This is a genomic window from Sorangium sp. So ce1014, from assembly GCF_051521505.1.
In the GTDB taxonomy this organism is placed as follows: Bacteria; Myxococcota_A; Polyangia; order Polyangiales; family Polyangiaceae; genus Sorangium.
The window spans coordinates 9,376,100-9,394,473 of the sequence record NZ_CP150356.1; the positions used below are offsets into that span (position 1 = coordinate 9,376,100).

An 18,374-nucleotide genomic window follows, 5' to 3' on the forward strand; every position below is an offset into this window, starting at 1 on the left:
CGCTGCCAGGCGGTGCGGCGCTCCGGGATGCGCCCGCCGGAGCCGCTCGGGTACGACAACGAGGGGAGTTCGTCGCGCGGGTGACCGGGGCTCGACCCTGCGCGGCGCCCGGGGGGCCTCCTGCCGCTTGTGATACTCCTGTCGGAGGGTGCTGCCACGCGACCGCCACCGTCATGGGGCCGGCGCACCTCGTGGCAGCTGAACGGGCATCCGATCCAGAGGGAATCACATGGTCGAGCTCATCCGTCACGAGGTCATCGACGCGTTGCATCACGGGCCTCGTCACAGCGTCTATCTCGGCCGGACGAGGAGCACAGGAGCGCTGTGCACCCTCAAGGTGGCGCGACGAGATCTCCACGGCCCCCGCGAGATCGCGATGCTCAAGCGCGAGCACGAGATCACCAGCAAGCTCGACCTGGATGGGATCGTCAGGGCCCGCGATCTGGAGGTCCGGGTCGACCAGGCCGCGCTCGTCCTGGAGCACTTCGAGGGCCGCTCCCTCCGCGCGATCATCGACGATCACGGGCGCGACATCGGACCGGCGGCGGCGATCAGGGTGGCGCTGCAGCTCGCAGAGACGCTCGGCGCCATCCACGACCGGAACATCATCCACAACGACATCCAGCCGAGCAACCTCCTCGTGGATCCCGGGCTCGGCGCGTGCAAGCTCACGGCCTTCGCCATCGCTTCTCTCCTGCCGGCGGAGCGGGCGGCGGTGTGCGACCCGTGGTCGTCCGGCGGAGGCATGCTGCACTACATGTCTCCCGAGCAGACCGGTCGCATGAACCGGGCGGTCGACTTCCGTTCTGACTACTATTCTCTCGGGGTCACGCTCTACGAGCTCACGACCGGGAGCCTCCCCTTCGAGACGACGGATCCGATGGAGCTCGTTCACGCCCATATCGCGAGGACGCCGATCCTCCCGCATCAGGCGCGGCCTTCCGTGCCGGAGGCGCTCTCCGCGGTGATCATGAAGCTCCTGTCGAAGACGGCCGAGGCGCGGTATCAGAGCGCCTTCGGGCTGCGGGCAGACCTCCTGGCGTGCCTCGAGGTGCTGGAGGGCGGCAGGCCGGCTTCGGGCTTCGTGGTCGGGCAGAAGGACAGGCCGAACCGGCTCCAGGTGTCGCAGAAGCTCTACGGCCGGCAGGCGGAGGTCGCCACGCTGATGAGCGCGTTCAAGGACGTCAGCGGCCGCCGGTCCGGCGCCGGCGGCGCGTCGGAGCTCCTCCTCGTGGCTGGCTACCCGGGCGTCGGCAAATCGTCGGTCGTGAGCGAGATCCACAAGCCCATCGCCGAGGAGGGAGGCTATTTCGCCGCCGGCAAGTTCGATCAGCTCTCGCGCAACATCCCGTATGCCTCCCTCATCGCGGCGCTCCGGGAGCTCGTGCGGCAGCTCCTCACGGAGAGCAAGGAAGAGCTCGCCGCCTGGAAGACGAGGATCTTCGCCGCGATCTCGCCGAACGGGCAGGTGATCGCCGATGTGATCCCCGAGATCGCGCTCCTCCTCGGCAAGCAGCCGCCTGTCCCTGCGCTGGGCCCGATGGAGACGCGCAACCGGTTCAATTTCACGTTCCGGAGCTTCATCGGCGCGATCACCTCGCGGGGGCGCGCGCTCGTCCTCTTCCTCGACGACCTCCAGTGGGCCGACACGGGCTCGCTGCACCTGATCGGCGTTCTCATGGAGGACCCCGATATTCGCCGCCTGCTGCTGATCGGCGCCTACCGGGACAGCGAGGTGGAGGACGCCCATCCGCTCATGATGATGCTGAGCGCGCTGCGGAAGGGCCAGGCGCGCGTGCGCACGATCGCGCTGAGGCCGCTCGACCGGGAGCACGTCGAAGAGCTCGTGTCCGACACGCTGGGCTCGCCCCGCGACGACTGCCGCCCCCTGTCGAACATCCTCTTCTCGAGGACGGAGGGAAACCCGCTGTTCGTCATCCAGCACATGACGAGCATCCACCGCGACGGTCACCTGACCTTCGATCCGGAGCAGGGCGCCTGGCGGTGGAGCACGGCGGACATCGCGGCGATGAGCGCCGCGGAGAACGTCGTGGATCTGATGATCCTCCGGGTCCGCAGCCTGGCCGGGGCGACGCAGCGGGTCGCGATGCTGGCCGCGTGCATCGGGAGCCGGTTCGATCTGAGGCTCCTCGCCCGCATTCATCAGAAGGACGTGCGGGCGACCGACGAGGACCTCTGGCCGGCGCTCGAGGCAGGGCTGATCTTGCCGGTCGACAGCGATTACAAGATCGCGCGCTTCCTCGACGAGAGCGGCGACGGGAGCTCGGCCGAGTTCAGGTTCCTGCACGACCGCGTGCAGCAGGCGGCCTACAAGCTGCTCCCGGAGGACGAGCGGAAGAGGATCCACCTCGATCTCGGGCGGCTGATGCTGCGAGAGACCTCGCCCGAGTCGATCGACGAGCGGATCCACGAGATCGTGACGCACCTCAACCTGGGCGCCGAGCTCATCGAAGGCAGGCAGCAGCGCAACGAGGCCGCGGCGCTCAACCTGAGAGCCGGACAGAAGGCGAGGCGCGGGGCCGCCTACGGGCCGGGAGTGCAGTGCCTCCGCGCGGCGGCGGAGTTTCTGCCGGAAGACTCCTGGGAGGCGGATCACGCGCTGTCGCTCGCGATCTACACGGGCCTCGCCGAGCTCGAGTACCTGACGATCAACTTCGAGAACGCAGAGAGGGCTGCGAGGGCTGTCGAGGAACGAGCCCTGGATGTTTTCGAGAAGATCCGGGTCTACGAGACGCGTATTCATTTTTGCGTATCACAGAACCGGATGCAGGATGCCATCGACGTGGCGCTGGCCGTGCTCGCGATGCTCGACGTCCGCCTGTCCGAATCCCCACCGGCGCACGCCGAGGTGGCCCGGCTGGCACAGCTCCCGCCGATGACGGACGAACGCATGCAGGCAGCGCTTCGCATCATGACGACCGTCGTTCCGGCCACGTATCTCGCGAGGCCAGACCTGCTTCCGACCAGCGCATTCACGATGGTGGATATCTGCATGCAGCACGGCAACTCGCCGTTCGCCGCGCTCGCCTACGTCACGTATGGCATAGTCCAATGCTCCGCGAACAACATCGACGAAGCCTTCGCTCTCGGACGGCTGGCACTCGACCTCACTCACAAATTCGGTGCGGTCGAGCTAGAAGCCGAGATCTATGGCACGGTGCACGTCGTCATCCACCACTGGAAACGCCATCTTCGAGAGACACTCGATCCTCTACTCCACGCAGTCCAGGTAGGCCTGAAGACAGGAAATATAGAATTTTCGGCATACAGCTCGACCATATATTCATTGCACTTGTTCCTCGCCGGAGAAGAGCTGGCGACGACTGAGCTACAGATGAAGCATTCGGCCGAGCTAACACTGAAGTTGCACAACCAGTACTCGCACTACAACTCCAGGATTTGGATGCAGCTCGTGCGTAGCCTGCGAGGAGCATCGGCGGAGAAGCTGAGGCTCGTTGGTGACAGCTTCGACGAGACGACGATGATCCCATCCCTGGGACAGAACAGAACATCCATATTTGCACTGCACCTCGCAAAGGGCATGCAGTTGGTTTATTTCTGCAATCCGAAGGCGGCCTACGACTGCCTCAGCGCCGGGGAGGAGTACCGGGATTCGGCCGCAGGAATGGTCACCGTCCTCGAGCACAATTTCTATCAATCGCTCTCGATCCTCGCCGCGCTCGAGCAGCTGCCGGCGGACGAGCGCGACGCCGCCCTCGCCAGCGTCGGCGCGAACCAGCAAAGACTCGAGACCTGGGCGCGCTTCGCCCCCGAGAACAGCCGCCACAAGCACGATCTCGTGAGCGCCGAGCTCTCGCGCGTGAAGCGGGAGGTCGTCGAGGCGATGGCGCTCTACGACCGTGCGATCGAGGGCGCGAGGCGGCACGGCTTCCTGCACGAGGAGGCGCTCTCGTACGAGCTCGCCTCCAGCTTCTATCGTGGGCTCGGGCGGGAGGAGATCGCGCGGCAGTACATGACGAACGCCTTCCGCGCCTACGCCCTCTGGGGCGCCGACGCGAAGACGCAGGCGCTCGTCGCGAGCCACCCCTGGCTCGCGGAGGAGCGCCTCGCGCCGGCGGGGCGGCCGAGCGCGGGCGCGAGCCACCCGCTGGACCCGCAGCTCCTCGACGTGGCCGCCATCATCCGATCCGCGCAGGCGGTCGCGAGCGAGCTCGTGCTGCCGAAGGTCATCGATCGCCTGCTGCGGATCGCCGTCGCGAACGCCGGGGCGCAGCGGGGAGCGCTCCTCCTTCTCCGCGATCAACACCTGTTCATCGAGGCGACCCTGAGCGTCGAGCCCGAGGTCGTCGAGGTCGAGCTCCGGCGGCCCGCCGACGAGCGCGCCGATCTCCCGCAGACCGTCCTGAACTACGTCACGCGCACGGGCGAGGCGGTGGTCCTCCGTGACGCCCCACGCGACGCGCGCTTCGGCCGCGACCCCGCCGTCGTCCGCCTCCAGCCGAGGTCCATCCTCTGCCTGCCGCTCCTCTACCGCGGCAGCGTCACCGGCCTCCTCTATCTGGAGCACCGCGCCACCCCCGATGTCTTCCAGCCCGCGCGCGTCGAGGTGCTCGGGTGGCTCTCCTCGCAGGCCGCCATCGCCGTGGAGAACGCGGACCTGCTCCGCGCCGTCGAGTCGGCGAACGCCGAGATCAGGGGGGCCAACGAGCGGCTCGAGCAGACGGTCGCGGAGCGCACCCGGCAGCTCCGCGACGCGCAGGCGCGCCTCATCGCGCTGGAGAAGGAGGCGACCGAGGTGCAGATGGCGGGCGGGTTCGCCCACGAGATGCGGAACATCCTCACGGGCGCGAAGACGTTCCTCGCGCGGGTCCGCGGCGCGGGCGAAGGCGGTCAGCAGCGGAGCGTCTGCGTGGAGAACAGCGGTCTGCTGAGAGATGTCTATCTCGCGACGAAGCGTCATGTGCCCGCCGATACCCACGCAGCCACCGCCACCACCTTCAGGCGGCTCAACGCCAACGAGGAGCTGCTTGACACAACGCTGCGCGACGTCGGGGAGGCGCTCGACCGGGGGCTCGCGACCACCCGCATGATCCTCGAGTATGCGAAGGTCGGGCGAGAGCAGCCAGGGAGCCAGGTGGTCCGCGTCCGCCCGCTCATCGAATCCATCCTCAAGGAGACGAGCGACGATCTCGCGCGGCACGCGATCGCCGTCGACGTCCTTGTCGACGAGGGAGCCGAGCTCCGGGGCAACGAGATCCATTTCCACTCCATCCTGAGAAACCTCCTCCTGAACGCTCGCGACGCGCTCTGCGAGGCGGGCGATCAGCGCGAGAAGCGCATCGTCGTCTCGCTCCTGGAGGAGCCGCATGGCTGGACGCTTCAGGTCAGCGACACCGGCGTGGGAATCCCTCCCGAGCTTCACGCCAGGGTCTTCGACCCCTTCTTCTCGACAAAGCCGGAGAGCGGAACCGGCCTTGGGCTCGGCGTCGTGAAGAAGCTCGCGGCGCTCTACGGGGCCACCGTGGAGCTCAGCAGCCAGCCGGATCACGGGACCACCTTTCGCATCGTCCTCCCGAAGACGCGCGCCGAAGCCGAGTCCCCTCCCCCTCCGCCGGCGAGCGCTGGCGCGTGAGACACGGTCGCGGGGGAGCCATTCCGCGGCGAGCTCCACCCAACGATGGCAGCCCCATCGCATGTCGCCGCCGGTCGCACCCGCAACCACATGCCTTGTGGTTGCGGTCCATGCACCGAAGCTGCGAGCGCGCGTGGCCGTCGAGTATGGGCCGGCAGCTTGCGAAGCATCGGCGCGCGGTGATATGAGTAGCCAAGTCGCGCACGAGCGCCGGGGGGCGCGCCCGCGGCTTGGGGGGCCGCGGGATGTCGTTCAAGGACTTCGATGCATTGCTGGAACGGGAGGGGGCGCTCCCCAGCCCGAAAACGGCAGCTCGGCCCAAGGTGCTGGTGGTCGACGACGATCCCACGATAAGGAAGTCGCTCCGGGGCATCCTGGATGCCTGGTATGACGTCACCGTGTGCGCCTCGGCCAAGGAGGGCCGGGATGCCGTCGAGGCAGAGACCTGCGCCGTCGTCCTGGACGTGAAGATGGGGAAGCACGATGGCTTCTGGGCCTGTGACGAGATCCGGAGGAAGTACCCCGACGTCCCCGTGATCTTCTATTCGGCCTATCAGGACGCGAAAGATCCTTACGATATCATCAACCAGCACAGGCCGTTCGGCTACATCACGAAATGCGGCGACATCGGGAGATTGCTGGCCGCGGTACGGGCGGCGGTCGACTTTTACGGGAAGGTCCTCGACGGCAAGCGGCTCATCGAGCTGCACCGGAGGATGCGCACCGGCGGCTGATCCGGCGCTTGCGCTGGTACCGGACGCCGCGGCCGCCCTGGGGGCCGCGGCCGGGCCTGCTTTGCGGCTCGTGGTCGGGTCCCGCCCGCCCGCGGCCTTGCCGCTCCCTCCGCTGGCCGCCAGCGTGCTACCTTCCAGGGAATGAGCACCGCCCGAAAGCTCCTCCAGGAAGCGCTCGAGCTCGATGAACGAGAGCGAGCGACGCTTGCGCTGGAGCTCATGGATTCGCTGTCGCCGCCCGATGCTCGCGACGAGGCAGCCTGGCTCGAGGAGATCGAGCAAAGGGCTTGTCGGGCTCTGTCCGGGCAATCGCCAGGCGCCGACGTTGACGATGTGGTCGACCGCATCGAGCGCGATCTGGGCCTGTGAGGACGGCGCGGCTTGCGCCCGAAGCCGAGGCCGAGCTTCGGGAGGCGGCCGCCTGGTACAAGAAGGGCTCGCCGGATGTCGCCCGGCGGTTCCTCTCGGAAGTGCGCTCTCTCGCTCGTGAGGTCGCGCGAATTCCGCTTCGTTTTCCGGTCCTCGTGGAGCCAGAGCTCGACTCGCCGGTTCGCCGCGCGCTCGTCCCGGGGTTCCCGTATGCGCTCATCTTCCTGGCCACCACGGACGTCGTTCACCTGCTCGCGGTCGCTCATCAGCACCGCGCGCCGGGGTACTGGCTCCATCGAGTGCGTCGATGAGGGTCGTGTCATCGTGGAAGTCGCCTGACGCAACCGACCGCGCCCAGGGGCGATGGCCGCCGCGCCCGCCGGCCAGCGCTCGTGCTCGACGGCTCCGACCGCGGCTCAGCGGGTGAAGCGGTGGATGGCGTGCCGGATCTGCCCGGCCGTCATCGGATCCGTGGACAGGGCGCTGTGCAGCACGAGGCCTTCGATCAGCGCGTCGAGCGCCCGCGCCGTCACCGGGTCGAAGTGGAGCTCCAGCGCGCGTCGGCTCCGCAGCATCCAGGCCTGGGTGACGGCGCGCAGCGCAGGCCTCCGGGCGGCAGCGACGTAGAGCTCGACGCTGAGCACGAGGTCGCGCGGCGAGCCGAGCAGGTCCGCGGTGAGGTGCTCGACCAGGCGCTCGACCGCGGCCGCGCGGTCGCAGGCGGCGCGCATCCGCTCCTCGAAACAGGACGCCACGGTCTCCGCATGCCGGGTGAACGCCGCGGCGAGGAGCTCGTCGATCGAGGCGAAATGATACGTCGTCGAGCCGAGCGGCACGTCGGCGGCCCGGGCAATGGAGCGGTGCGAGGCGCCGGCGACCCCCTGCTCGGCGATCACGTCGAGCGCCGTCGCCACAAGCCGGTCCCTGCGCCCCGGGTCGTGGCGCCGAGCCCGGCGCGCCGGCGCGGCGGTCCTCGCCCTTGTCGCGCTCATCGCGCCCCCGTCACCCGCGGGTCTCGCCCTGCGCCGGCGCGGACCCGGCCCCAGCGCCGTCGAGCGTGCGGATCACGCGGGCGGGGTTGCCCACGGCGACGACGTTGGCCGGCAGATCGCGCGTCACGACGGAGCCGGCGCCCACCACGGTGTTGTCCCCGATCGTCACCCCGGGCAGCACGATCGCACCGCCGCCGAGCCACACGTTGTTGCCGATCGTGATCGGCTTCGCGGCCTCCCACTTCTTCCGCCGCGGTTCGGGCTCCACCGGATGGGTCGGCGTGAGCAGCTGTACGTTCGGCCCGAACTGGACGTCGTCGCCGATCGTGATCGGCGCGACGTCGAGCGCCACAAGCCCGAAGTTCGCGAAGCAGCGCGCCCCGATCGTGATCTGCGCCCCGTAATCCACGTAGAACGGCGGGCGGATCTCGGTGCCCTCGCCGATCGATCCGAGCAGCTGCTCCAGCAGCCGGCGGCGCAACGGGCGCTGGCGCACCGAGGTCGCGTTGTAGGCCGCCATCAGGTCCAGCGCAGCGGCGCTCTGCTCGGCGATCTCGGGATCGCCGGCGATGTAGAGGTCGCCGGCAAGCATCCGCTCGCGCATGGACCGGGTGTCGTCAGGGTTCGCCATATGTACCATTGTACACATTATAAGAACGACTGTCCCCATCGCCGGCGGGAAGAGATCGCCGTGGCCCCGCAAGGGCCCGCCTCGCCGCGCCCCCCGCTCACCCCTCGCGCAGGATCCGCTGGTACGTCTCCAGATAGGCCGCCGCCGTCCTCGCGGCCGAGAAGCGCTCCTCGGCCGCGCGGCGGCACTCGGCCGGGTCGAGCCGGTCCACCGTCGCCATGGCCTCGGCCATCTCCCCGGCGCCGTCCACAAGGTACCCCGTCCGGCCGTGCTCCACGATCTCCGGCAGCGCGCCGGCGCCGCGGAGCGCGATCACCGGCGTGCCCGAGGCGAGCGCCTCCATGGCGACGAGGGAGCTGGTCTCCTGGACCAGGCTCGCGACAAGCAGACACCGGGCCGCCCCGAGCAGACGACGCTTCCGGACGAGGCCGACCGGGCCCAGGAAGCGCCGCACCGGCCCGGCGCCGCCCAGCATCGGCAGCAGGACCTCCCGGAGATACCGCGTGTGCTCCTCGTAGCCGAACGCCTGCCCGGCAATGAGCAGCGGCGACCCGGCGCGGACCGCGGCCTCGATCGCCACATGAACCCCCTTCTCCGGGCAGATCCGGCCGAGCGCGAGCGCGAAGCCGCGCCGGTACCGCCTCGGCCGGTAATGCTCCAGCCGGACGCCATTCGGGATCTCGGGCAGGAGCCGCGCCCCCGGCGGACAGGCGCGTCGCTGCGTCGCAGAGACGCAATGGAGGAACGTCCTCGGACGCTCGATCCGGAACACCGCCGGCGAATAGAAGCTCGGCGGGAGATGCAGCGTCGCGAGCACGGGCACGCCGGGCTCGGGCAGGTAGCGATCGAAATCGACGCCGTGCAGGTGGACGAGGTCGATCGGATACCGATCCAGCGCCCGGGCCATGGCGCTCCGGTGGTGGCGCCAGGCGTGCTCCCTGGCCGCCTCGTCGAGGACCGCGCCCGGCGGAGGCGCGGGCGTGGCGACAAGCGTCCCCGCGCACGACGAGCCCTCCGGGGCGACCACGATCGACCGGTGGCCTCCGCGCGAGAGCGCCTCGTCGAGCATCGAGAGCACCTGCTCGGCGCCCCCGACGGCGTCCGGTCCCACGGGCGCGAGCGGATAGCCGACGTGCAGGACCGTCAGAGGCACGGCTCACGCTCGAGGCCGAGCAGCGTGAGCGTCTTCACGGCGAGCTTCCTCCAGCGCGCGCCGTCGATCGGAAAGCCGAGGCGCTCGTAATGGAGCGCCCCGTCGTGCGGAGGCCTCCGGAAATCGTAGGCGGGCGCCGGCCGGAAACGCTCGACCTCGGCGGCGAACGGGGCGAGCGTCTCGCGCTGGCTGGTGAAGCAGGCCAGCATGGCCCGCTTGCGCGACGCCTCCTCGTCCGAGAGCCGGAGGGCGATCTCGGGGACGCCGAGGTGCGCAATGAACTCGCCAGTGACGAGATGACCCCGCGCGCCGTGGTACGAGGCCGCCTCGAAGATCAGCGGCGAGGTGAGGCCGTTCCAGAGGGCGAGCACCGCGGCCGAATGCACGGCGAGCGCCGCCGCGTCGTGATCGGGATGGCCGCCTTCGTACGGGTGGGTGAACACCACCTCGGGCCGCGTCCGGGCGAACAGCTCGAGGAGCTTCCGGGCGAGGCTCGGGGCCTCCTCGATGGCCTCCTGATCGACCGCGCCGAGGCACCTGAGCCTCGACGCCGGCACGTTGCCCAGGGCGAGCGCGCGGGCCGCCTCGTCGCGCCGGAGGGCGGTGTAGCGCTCGCGCCCGATCTCGACGAGCTCCGGCGGCATGAAGCGGCTGTCACGGGGCGCCCCGTCGGTCATATGGACGACCTCGATCGGGTGGAGCCGGCCGATCCGCGCGCCGAGCCCGAGGGTCTCGTCGTCCGGATGGGCGACCACGACGAGGCAGCGCGGCGCCCGCCCCGACGAGAGCCACGAGAACGGCGGCCACGCGAGCTCCGGCGGCGTGCGGCCCTGGCTGCGGAGCGCAGCGAGGTTCACGACAGCGCCTCCCGCGCCACAAGGAGCCTGCCGCAGGGCCCGGCGCGCCTGTCGGTTCCCCCCGAGGAGCCGCCGTGCTCCTCGGGCCTCTCTCGCTTCGGGCTGCTCGCAACGTGGGACATGAGCCACCTGGAGTGCGTGACGCCCGGTCATCCGGGCGCAGGACTCGGCGATCTCCACCCTACCAAACGGCTACGCGGCGCGCCAGATGGGCGCGTCAATCGCGGACAGACGAACAGGCGAGCCCGGACGAAACTGTAAGGACAGCCCGCAGGCGGCACGGACGTGCGCCGACAACGCGAGACACGGGCCTCTCGGCCCACACGCCGCCTAACCTACATAGCGCCGCGTCATGCGGGCACAGAACTCGGCGAACTCCTCGATCCGCTGCGGGGGGCTCGTGTGGTGCGGCCTGACGCCGGCGTGCTCCGGGGTGAAACAGTAGGTCAGGGTCACGTCGAACGGCTCGAGCGCCTTCATCTGCCGGTCGAACCAGGCCTCGGCGCCGGGACGGAGGCTGTCTGCCCAGCTCAGGCCGGTGCGGAGATGACGCACCCCGAGCTTCTTCAGCCACTCCACCGCGTCGTCCAGCCGGTGATCCTCGAAATGGAACCACTGGCACAGACCGAAATCGGGGGTGCACTCCGGAAAGAGCCGGAGCGCGCGCTTGGGCGTCCCGTCCTCGCGGAGCAGGCCCATGTAGAAATGCCGGTAGTACGACGAGCCCTCGGCCTCGCGATGCCGGGTCGTCGCCGGCCACGCGCGCGGCAGATCGTAGAGGCTGTACCAGTGGACCCGATCCACCTTGCCGCGGAGCAGCTCGGCGCTCCGCCTGAGGCCGAACTCCTGCACCTCCTCGGCGCCGAACGTGGAGACGCCGATCTCGGTGATCCAGAGCGGCTTGTCGGTCACCGCGCGGATCTCCTCGAGCTTGCTCGGCCACTCGTGGAGCTGCCAGTGGTTCCAGTCGAGCGGGAAGCCGTGCACCGCGACAACGTCGACGTGATCGAGCACGCCCTGACGGCCCATGTTGGCGATGAACCCGGGATCGATCGGCGAGATGCCGCCCAGCACGCGGGGCAGAGGAGGGCGCTCGCTCCGGATCGCGTCCGCGGCGAGCTTCACCATCGACCCGTACGTCGTCCACTCGGGATCGATCTCGAAATCCCAGTGCGACTTGTTGTTGGGCTCGTTCCAGAGCATCACCGCTTCGATCATGCCTGCTCTCCCTTCATGCCGGCTCGCCTGCCCGGGTAGACCGCGCCCGGCGCGCCGTCCGCCTTCTCGCGGCGGCGGCAGATGTACACCTCGGGCTCGGGGTGATTCACGATCTCGAAGCCGGCGCTCCGCAGCATCGCCTCCGCGCAAGCGCGGTTGGGCACCCACCAGTTGGTCGGGTCGTGCGAGTAGCTGTGCTCCACGAAGTGGAGCCGGGGATAGCCCGCCTCATCGAAGATCCGCTTCTCGGAGAAGGGATAGTCCTCCTGGAGCGGCGTCACCTCGGCGCTGCCGCGCTGCATGCTCTGGAAGACGAGCGTCTGCCCGACCACGTGCTCGTGCAGCAGATCGAGCGCGAGCAGCGGGTGGCGGAGGTGGTACAGGACGCCCATGAAGAGCACCAGATCGAAGCGCTCTCCGAGGCTCCCGACGTCGTACACGGAGACGTTCCGGAACTCGATGTCCGCTCCGGAGACCTCCGCGGCGAAGCGCGCCTGCGCCAGGTAGTCGTCGTCGCTGTCGATCCCGAGGACCCGCGCCGCCCCGCGCCGCTTCATCTCGAGCGAGTAGAAGCCCGCGTTGCAGCCGATGTCGAGGACCGTCTTGCCCGTGAGATCCGCCGGGATCGCGTGGGCGAAGCTCTTCCATTTGAACGCGGGATAGTCGCCAAGAAAATGGTCCGGCGCCGTCTTCACCCCGCCGAGATCGATGTTGTGAAACCACCGCCCGAGCCCGCGCACGCGCTCCTGGATCTGCTCCCGTGTCCACTTCGCCGCTCTGTCAACGCTCCGCACGCTCCTCTCCATGGCTCCTCCGATCACTCGATCCCGCCGCTGAGGAGCTGGATGGCCTCGCGGTAGCCATGCAGCGTCCCCACGTCGACATACGCCTCGCCGGCCCGCACCGCCCGCGCGCTGCCGCCGCGGGCGAGGTATGCGTTCACCAGCGTCCCGATGTACGGATCCGTCCGCCCGCGCTCGCACCAGAGGTCGTGGAGCTCCCGCATCACCGCCCCCGTGAGCTTGAAGGCGCCCCAGACCCACCGCGAGCGCGCGTCCCGCTGCTTGACCTGGATCTCGAGCACCCTGCCCTGCTCGTCGGTGACCACCGCGTCGAAGAGCTCCGGGTGCTCGACCGGAAAGAGCAGGAACGAGAGGCCCCCGCCGTCGAGCGCGCGGAGCCCGTGCTCCGGGAACCAGACCGTATCGGGGAGCCCCACGAGGACCTCCTCCTCCGGCTGGAGCCAGGGGAGCGCACGGAAGATGGCGTCACAGAGCCCGGCGGCGACCGGCTGCACAACATAACAGATGTGCGCCGGGCCGACGCTCGCGCCGTAATACTCGACGATATCCGACTTGCCCGGCGAGATCACCATGCAGATCCGGGTCGCGCCGGCGAGGATCATCCGATCGATGAGGTACTCGCTGACCGCGCGCGGCCGCTCCACGTCGCCGTCCCTGCGCGTCCCCACCGGGAGCAGCTCCTTCGAGAACGCGAGCGGCTGGATCCTGCTCCCCAGGCCCGCGGCCGGGATCACTCCCCACATCGTCCTCTCCTTTTCTTCCCGTTCCTTCATTGAGCCGAGACCGACTCGAGGATCGCCACGAGCTCCGCCGCGCGCCTCGCCGCGGTGTGCTCCGCGAGCACCCGCTCGCGCGCCGCGCGGGCCATGGCCGCGACCTCGGCCGCCGGCCGCGAGAGCGCCGCGACGGCCTCGTCCGTGGTCGTCGCCACGAGGATCTCCTCTCCCGGCGTGAAGAACCGGTCGAGCCCCTCCCAGCTGTCGCTCAGGATCGGCGTCCCGCACGCGGCCGCCTCGAAGAGCCGCCCGGAAGGACAGTACCCCATCGCCGCCATCGCGCCCCGGGTGACATTGAGCGTCAGCGGCGAGGAGCAATAGAACGCCGGGTGATCCGGCGGCGCCACATGGCGCATGTAATAGATGTTCTCCGCCCACGGGAAATTCTCGGGGTAGAGCGAACCGCCGATGACGAACCGCTTCTGCGGCAGCCGCCTCGCCGCCTCGAGAAAGAGGGCAGAGAGCGCCTCCTGCCGGTCGGCGGCGTACGTCCCGAGGTACGAGAGGTCCCCGCGGAGCTCCTCCCGCGGCGCTACAGGGCGGTGCACCTCGGGGTCGGCGCTGCCGTAGAGCGGGAACACCCGCCGGGCGCCGAGCTTCGCCCGGAGCTGATCGAGCGCCGCGCCGCCCGTGTAGCTGAGCACGCAGTCGAAATCGACGAGGCCCCGCGGGCCGATGTACCCGACCGACTGGCCCGCATCGAGCCGATCCAGGGTGACCGGCGTGTCGAGGTCATAGAAGACCTTGAGACCGCGCGACCCGAGGACCACCTCGGTCGCCGCGCCGCCGTCGGGACAGTACGAGGTCACCATCGCCGCGTCCGCCTCCCGGACGGCGCGCCGGGCCTCGGGGAGGATGTCGTCGAACGAGGTGTAGAGCCGGAGCTCGTTGCCGTGCGAGAGCGAGCATAGATCCCGGTGCGCGGCGTAATACGGAGCGTCGCGCTCGAAGAAGGTGACGCGGTGCCCTGCCCGCCCGAGGGCGTCGATCACGCCGCGCCACAGCGTCGCGTGGCCGTTGCCCCAGGACGAGCTGATCGTCAGACCGAAGATGACGAGCCTCATGGCGAACCCGGCCCTCCTCTAGGCCTGCGTCTCCGCCGGGGCAGGCGCCGATGTCCGCCTCGGCTCGCCCAGGATCATCGCCTCCACCTCGGGGCGGCAGCGGATGCGCGGCAAGTGCGCCCTCGCCTCCGGCCGGAGGCGGCGGAGCGTGTACGCCACCTTGGCGCGGGTGTGCTCGGGACCGTAGTAATCGACGAACCCGGCGCTGTTCAGCGAGAAGAACGAGAGCGCGTCGGCGTCGTTGAGCAGGGCGAGCTCGGCGTCGTCCCCCGGCCGCTCGTGCGACCCGACCAGGGCGCCGATCCGCTCGAGGACCTCGGGCGGGAGCCCGACCCCGGCGAGCGCGGCGCACGCGAGGGCCGCCCCGCGCCGCGCGTGCTCGTCCTTGAAGGCCTGGTAGTCCACGGCCCGGTGCTCGATCCGGACGTTCGCCTCGGAGACGAGCCGCTCCACGTCATGGAAGAGCGCCGCCGCCTGCGCGGCCACGCCGGCGCGCGGATCGAGGCGGAGCATCCATTGCCAGACGTCGATCGCATGATCGTAGTCGGCCCGGACAAGCGGCCTGTCGAGATCGTGAAGCTCCCGGTGCCGCCCGAGGACCCGGGCGAAGAGCGCGGTCGCCGAGGCGAGGTTCCTCCTGCGGATGAAGCGCTGACAGCGGGTGAGGACCTCGTAGGCCGCGCGCGCGGCGCTCGCGCGATCGAGCCCCTCGAGCCAGAAGTCGAAGGGGCCGCGGGCGTCGAGCGCGTGCAGGTGGGTATCGAGCGCCCACAGATCGAGCGCCGAGGCGCGCCAGGCGCGGGCGTCGACGGCCGCGTGGGGCTCGTCCCCCGGCGGACAGGGGGCGTCGATTTCCACGCCGGGGAACTCCCGGGCGAGCGCCGCCTTGTCGGAGGTGGAGAGCAGCGGTGTCCCACGGGCCCAGGGTTCATCGCTGCTCGAAGAGGAGCTGGCAATGAGGATCAGGCGCTTGAGCATGGCTTGCGTTCTTCGGTCAGCTACGGGCGTGGCGCTCGAAACAGCTTCCGCGAGGGGACTGCCGCGGGAGAATCAGGGATACTACGCCGTGAACCTATCGCCGCAACGCTCTCCGCACCATCGCGGAAATTCCGTACAGCAGCGTCAGGAAAGAAATGAGCATGAGACGTGAGCGCCGTAGCCGCACCAGCGGCGCTACCCGAGAGCGCCCGGAGGGGCCGCGGGGCCGAGTCCATCGATCAGGAAGGCGCGATAGCGATGTCGCGCCGCGATGAGGCGCCGCGCTTCGCCCTCGTCCGGGAGCAACGCCGCGGCCATCGCGGCAACCCCGAGGCGCAGGAGCGCATAGGCCATCAGATACGCAGGCAGGCGCCGCTCCGCGTCATCGCCGGAGCGGCGGCGATAGCGCTCGAGGAAGGCGCGCCGGGCGTCGGGCGCCATCCGCCACTCGAGGATCGCCCCGGCGAGATCCCAGGCGATGTCCGTGGGGCCAGGGAGGAAGTGATCGTCGCCATGCCCGGACGCGTCCACCTTGAAGAGCTCGCCGGAGGGGGATCCGAGCCACTCGTGAGGATCCATCTTGCCGTCCACGAGCACGGGGCGCGCCACCTCCAGGTGGAGCTCCCACGGGAGCTCAATTCGCATTTCTGTTGAGAAATTGGTGCGCGCCATCGCAATGAGCTCGTCGGTCACGGGGCTCGGGACGGGGAAGGCCGAGGCGCGGAAGGCGCAGTAGTCGGCGAGGCGCTCCAGCACGGCGGCGGACAGATCGCCTGCCTGGAGCGGCCGGCCGGGGAGCCACGGATACGAGAGGAAGCCCTGCCCTTCGTCACGCGGCTCCGGACCGAAGCCGGCCTGAGCGACGCCGCGAGCCCGCTCCAGACACTCGGACCCATAGCGGCCCATCCCTTCGAACTTGAGAATCCGGCTGCCGTCACGGGAAAGGCACTTGAGGCGCTCCATGGACGTCCAGGACGGCGGCCAGCCCGACTCGTCATCATAGCAGCGGCGGCGCCACGCCCCGGCGCCGATGAACTCGCCTGCATCGCCAGGGAGCTGCGTCCCGCACTCGACGCGCTCCGCGCGGAAGGACCGCCAGCGGCGGGCGCCGTCGGGCGCGACGAGCGCGTCGGGGTCCGCCGCGCGGGAGCCGAGGAAGACGATGTTCCCGCGCGGGACGCCGGCGCCGGCCAGGGCGTCGCCGGTGGAGAGGAACGACGAGCCGCTGAAGCCCGGCCCCTCGTCGGCGACCCAGAACTGCGCGCCCTCGGCGATGCCGTCCTGGACCCACCGGAGCTCCCGGGCGCCGAGCTCGACCCGGCGATCGTAGGGGTGTCCGGACGGGCGCACGGTGATGCGACCCGCCCGGATCCCCTGCCGGCGGAGCGCTGCGGCCGTCACCGCGCTCAGGGTGGTGCCGATGCTGCGGATCCCGACGACCCGGACCGGCGCCGGGGGGAACGCGAGCCGCTCGGCGAGCCGGGCGAAATCGAGCGGGTGGAGCGCATAGAAGGAGAACCCTTCGGGCGGCGAGCTCGGGACCGTCGCCGGGATATCGATCGACGCGAGCGCCGCGGGCGTGGTCAGACGTCTGGCCGTCCGTGGCCAGACGTCGGACCGTTCGTGGTCGGACGTCGGACCGTCCGAGATCGCGAGCGCGCCCGCGTCGTCACCGCCGACGAGCATGGCGGCGAGGTCGTCGGTGAGCCCCGCCAGCAGGGAGGCGCTCCCCGCGCCGGCGTCAGCGAGGATGGATTCGACCTCGCCGGCGCGGATCAAGGCGCGGAGCACGACCCCGCGACGGCGATCGGCGCCGGCGGGCGCGGCGAGCGCCCCGAGGTCGTCCGCGAGCTCGGCGACGAGCCGCTGCCCTGGGACGTCGCGGCGGCCACTGCGAAACACGTACATGCGGTATCCGGAGCTGTCGGTCATGGAGGCGTCCGCCGGGATGGGCTCGCAGGCCGGCCGGCTCTCATGAGCTCGCCCGAGCCGCACGAAGGGGTGCTCGCAGCCCGGCCCGCGCACCGGCGTGGTGCTCGGTCTCCCGGGCTGCTCCCGCTGCGTGGGGCGGGCGGGAGGCGATGCCAAGCGGGGCGCGCCGTAGCGCCGGCGCCCGCCCTCGGGCGCAAGCGCAGATCGGGAACCCGGTAGTCTCGTATTCCTCGTGGCCGACGACGCGCCCTATGGCCGACGACGCGCCGCCCGGCCTGTGCAAGACTGCGCGCCGATGCCCTACGACGACCTCCTCGGCCGCATCGTGACCCTGCCGATACGGCGGTTCGGCCCGCCGGGCGCGTTCCTCTCGCCCGATCCGGGCGACCTGCGCCCGAACGCGCCGGTGCTCCTCCTGCCGGGCGGCGAGGTGCCCGAGGGGGCGAAGGAGGGAGACGAGCTCGAGGTCTTCGTGCACCTCGACTCGGAAGATCGCCCGATCGCGACCGCGCGCCGGCCGAAGGTCGCGCTCGGCGAGGTCGCCTTCCTGGCGGTGACCGACGTGGCGCCCTTCGGCGCGTTCGTCGACTGGGGCCTGCCGAAGGAGCTGCTCATACCGCACGCGGAGCAGACCCGCGATCTGCGGGTCGGACAGCGGCACCCCGTGGGGCTCGTCGTGGACAGGACCGGGCGCCTCGCGGGGACGATGCGCGTGAGCGAGATGCTGCGCGACAAGGGCGAGTTCGATCTGGACGAGTGGGTCGAGGGTGAGGCGTGGCGCAACGAGCCGGAGCTCGGGCTCTTCGTCATCCTCGAGCGCCAGTTCGTCGGCCTGGTCCCTGCGGACGAGCCGCACGCGCTCGCCCGCGGCGAGGCGGCGCGGTTCCGCGTGACGAGCGTGCTGCCCGACGGGAACGTCGAGCTGTCGCTGCGCGGCCACGCGCACGAGGAGCTCGAGAGCGACGCGCAGAAGATCCTCGCGGGGCTCTCTCGCCCGGGCGCCCCGCGGGTCGGCGACCGCTCGAGCCCGGACGAGATCCGGGCGATCTTCGGCCTGAGCAAGAAGGCGTTCAAGCGCGCCGTGGGCCGCCTCCTGAAGCAGCGCGCCGTGACGGTCGACCCCGAGGGCTTCCTCGTGCAATCCCGGCGCTGATCCGGGCGCCCTGCCCGGCCCGCGCGGGACCGCGCCAGAAACGCCGCCCGGCTGAGCTCGCCCGCCCACCACCGCCCGCGCGGCGCGGTCCCGGCGCATT

15 protein-coding genes are annotated in these 18,374 nt (G+C 70.3%); 5 read left to right on the top strand and 10 right to left on the bottom strand.

Annotated features, from left to right (window positions below):
- Positions 1–229 precede the first annotated feature (229 nt).
- The 4 genes from WME75_RS35550 (at position 230) to WME75_RS35565 (ending at position 7,028) form a co-directional block, all read left to right on the top strand.
- Positions 230–5,614, top strand: a complete 5,385-nt coding sequence (locus tag WME75_RS35550; RefSeq protein ID WP_437480332.1) for a trifunctional serine/threonine-protein kinase/ATP-binding protein/sensor histidine kinase — start codon at positions 230–232, stop codon at positions 5,612–5,614.
- Between the two features lie 245 nt (positions 5,615–5,859).
- Complete coding sequence (locus WME75_RS35555; protein ID WP_437480335.1) at positions 5,860–6,348, top strand: response regulator; 489 nt, start codon at positions 5,860–5,862, stop codon at positions 6,346–6,348.
- A gap of 141 nt (positions 6,349–6,489) precedes the next feature.
- The gene (locus WME75_RS35560; RefSeq protein WP_437480338.1) at positions 6,490–6,717 is read left to right on the top strand and encodes an addiction module protein; all 228 of its coding nucleotides are present in this window, start codon (positions 6,490–6,492) and stop codon (positions 6,715–6,717) included.
- Complete coding sequence (locus tag WME75_RS35565; protein WP_437480341.1) at positions 6,714–7,028, top strand: type II toxin-antitoxin system RelE/ParE family toxin; 315 nt, start codon at positions 6,714–6,716, stop codon at positions 7,026–7,028. The genes WME75_RS35560 and WME75_RS35565 overlap by 4 nt, the downstream gene beginning before the upstream one ends.
- A gap of 105 nt (positions 7,029–7,133) precedes the next feature.
- On the opposite strand, the gene WME75_RS35570 is transcribed toward WME75_RS35565, so the two are convergent.
- The 10 genes from WME75_RS35570 to WME75_RS35615 all read right to left on the bottom strand — a co-directional run bounded on the left by WME75_RS35570 (position 7,134) and on the right by WME75_RS35615 (position 17,121).
- Positions 7,134–7,709, bottom strand: coding sequence for a TetR/AcrR family transcriptional regulator (locus WME75_RS35570; RefSeq protein WP_437480344.1), 576 nt, complete (start codon positions 7,707–7,709; stop codon positions 7,134–7,136).
- A gap of 10 nt (positions 7,710–7,719) precedes the next feature.
- Positions 7,720–8,340: a sugar O-acetyltransferase gene (locus WME75_RS35575; protein ID WP_437480347.1), complete on the bottom strand. Its 621-nt coding sequence runs from the start codon at positions 8,338–8,340 to the stop codon at positions 7,720–7,722.
- Positions 8,341–8,437: 97 nt separating this feature from the next.
- Positions 8,438–9,493 (bottom strand): glycosyltransferase family 4 protein, encoded by a 1,056-nt coding sequence (locus WME75_RS35580; RefSeq protein WP_437480349.1) that lies wholly within the window; start codon positions 9,491–9,493, stop codon positions 8,438–8,440.
- Entirely contained in the window at positions 9,484–10,350 is an 867-nt protein-coding gene (locus tag WME75_RS35585) for a PIG-L deacetylase family protein (protein WP_437480352.1), read from the bottom strand. Before WME75_RS35585 ends, WME75_RS35580 begins: the two co-directional genes overlap by 10 nt.
- 330 nt (positions 10,351–10,680) lie before the next feature.
- Positions 10,681–11,568: a glycosyl hydrolase gene (locus WME75_RS35590; RefSeq protein ID WP_437480355.1), complete on the bottom strand. Its 888-nt coding sequence runs from the start codon at positions 11,566–11,568 to the stop codon at positions 10,681–10,683.
- Positions 11,565–12,374, bottom strand: coding sequence for a TIGR04290 family methyltransferase (locus tag WME75_RS35595; protein WP_437480357.1), 810 nt, complete (start codon positions 12,372–12,374; stop codon positions 11,565–11,567). The genes WME75_RS35590 and WME75_RS35595 overlap by 4 nt, the downstream gene beginning before the upstream one ends.
- A gap of 11 nt (positions 12,375–12,385) precedes the next feature.
- Positions 12,386–13,114, bottom strand: coding sequence for a nucleotidyltransferase family protein (locus tag WME75_RS35600; protein ID WP_437480360.1), 729 nt, complete (start codon positions 13,112–13,114; stop codon positions 12,386–12,388).
- A gap of 26 nt (positions 13,115–13,140) precedes the next feature.
- Complete coding sequence (locus tag WME75_RS35605; RefSeq protein WP_437480362.1) at positions 13,141–14,211, bottom strand: CgeB family protein; 1,071 nt, start codon at positions 14,209–14,211, stop codon at positions 13,141–13,143.
- A gap of 18 nt (positions 14,212–14,229) precedes the next feature.
- Positions 14,230–15,189 carry a DUF4202 family protein gene (locus tag WME75_RS35610; RefSeq protein WP_437480365.1) on the bottom strand — a complete coding sequence of 320 codons (960 nt, stop codon included), beginning with the start codon at positions 15,187–15,189 and terminating at the stop codon, positions 14,230–14,232.
- A 195-nt stretch (positions 15,190–15,384) separates the two neighbouring features.
- Positions 15,385–17,121: a hypothetical protein gene (locus tag WME75_RS35615; RefSeq protein WP_437480367.1), complete on the bottom strand. Its 1,737-nt coding sequence runs from the start codon at positions 17,119–17,121 to the stop codon at positions 15,385–15,387.
- Between the two features lie 295 nt (positions 17,122–17,416).
- Here WME75_RS35615 and WME75_RS35620 point away from each other — a divergent pair, with 295 nt between their 5' ends.
- A complete protein-coding gene (locus WME75_RS35620; RefSeq protein ID WP_437480369.1) occupies positions 17,417–18,274 on the top strand; it encodes a CvfB family protein in 858 nt (285 codons plus the stop codon).
- The last annotated feature ends 100 nt before the right edge of the window (positions 18,275–18,374 follow it).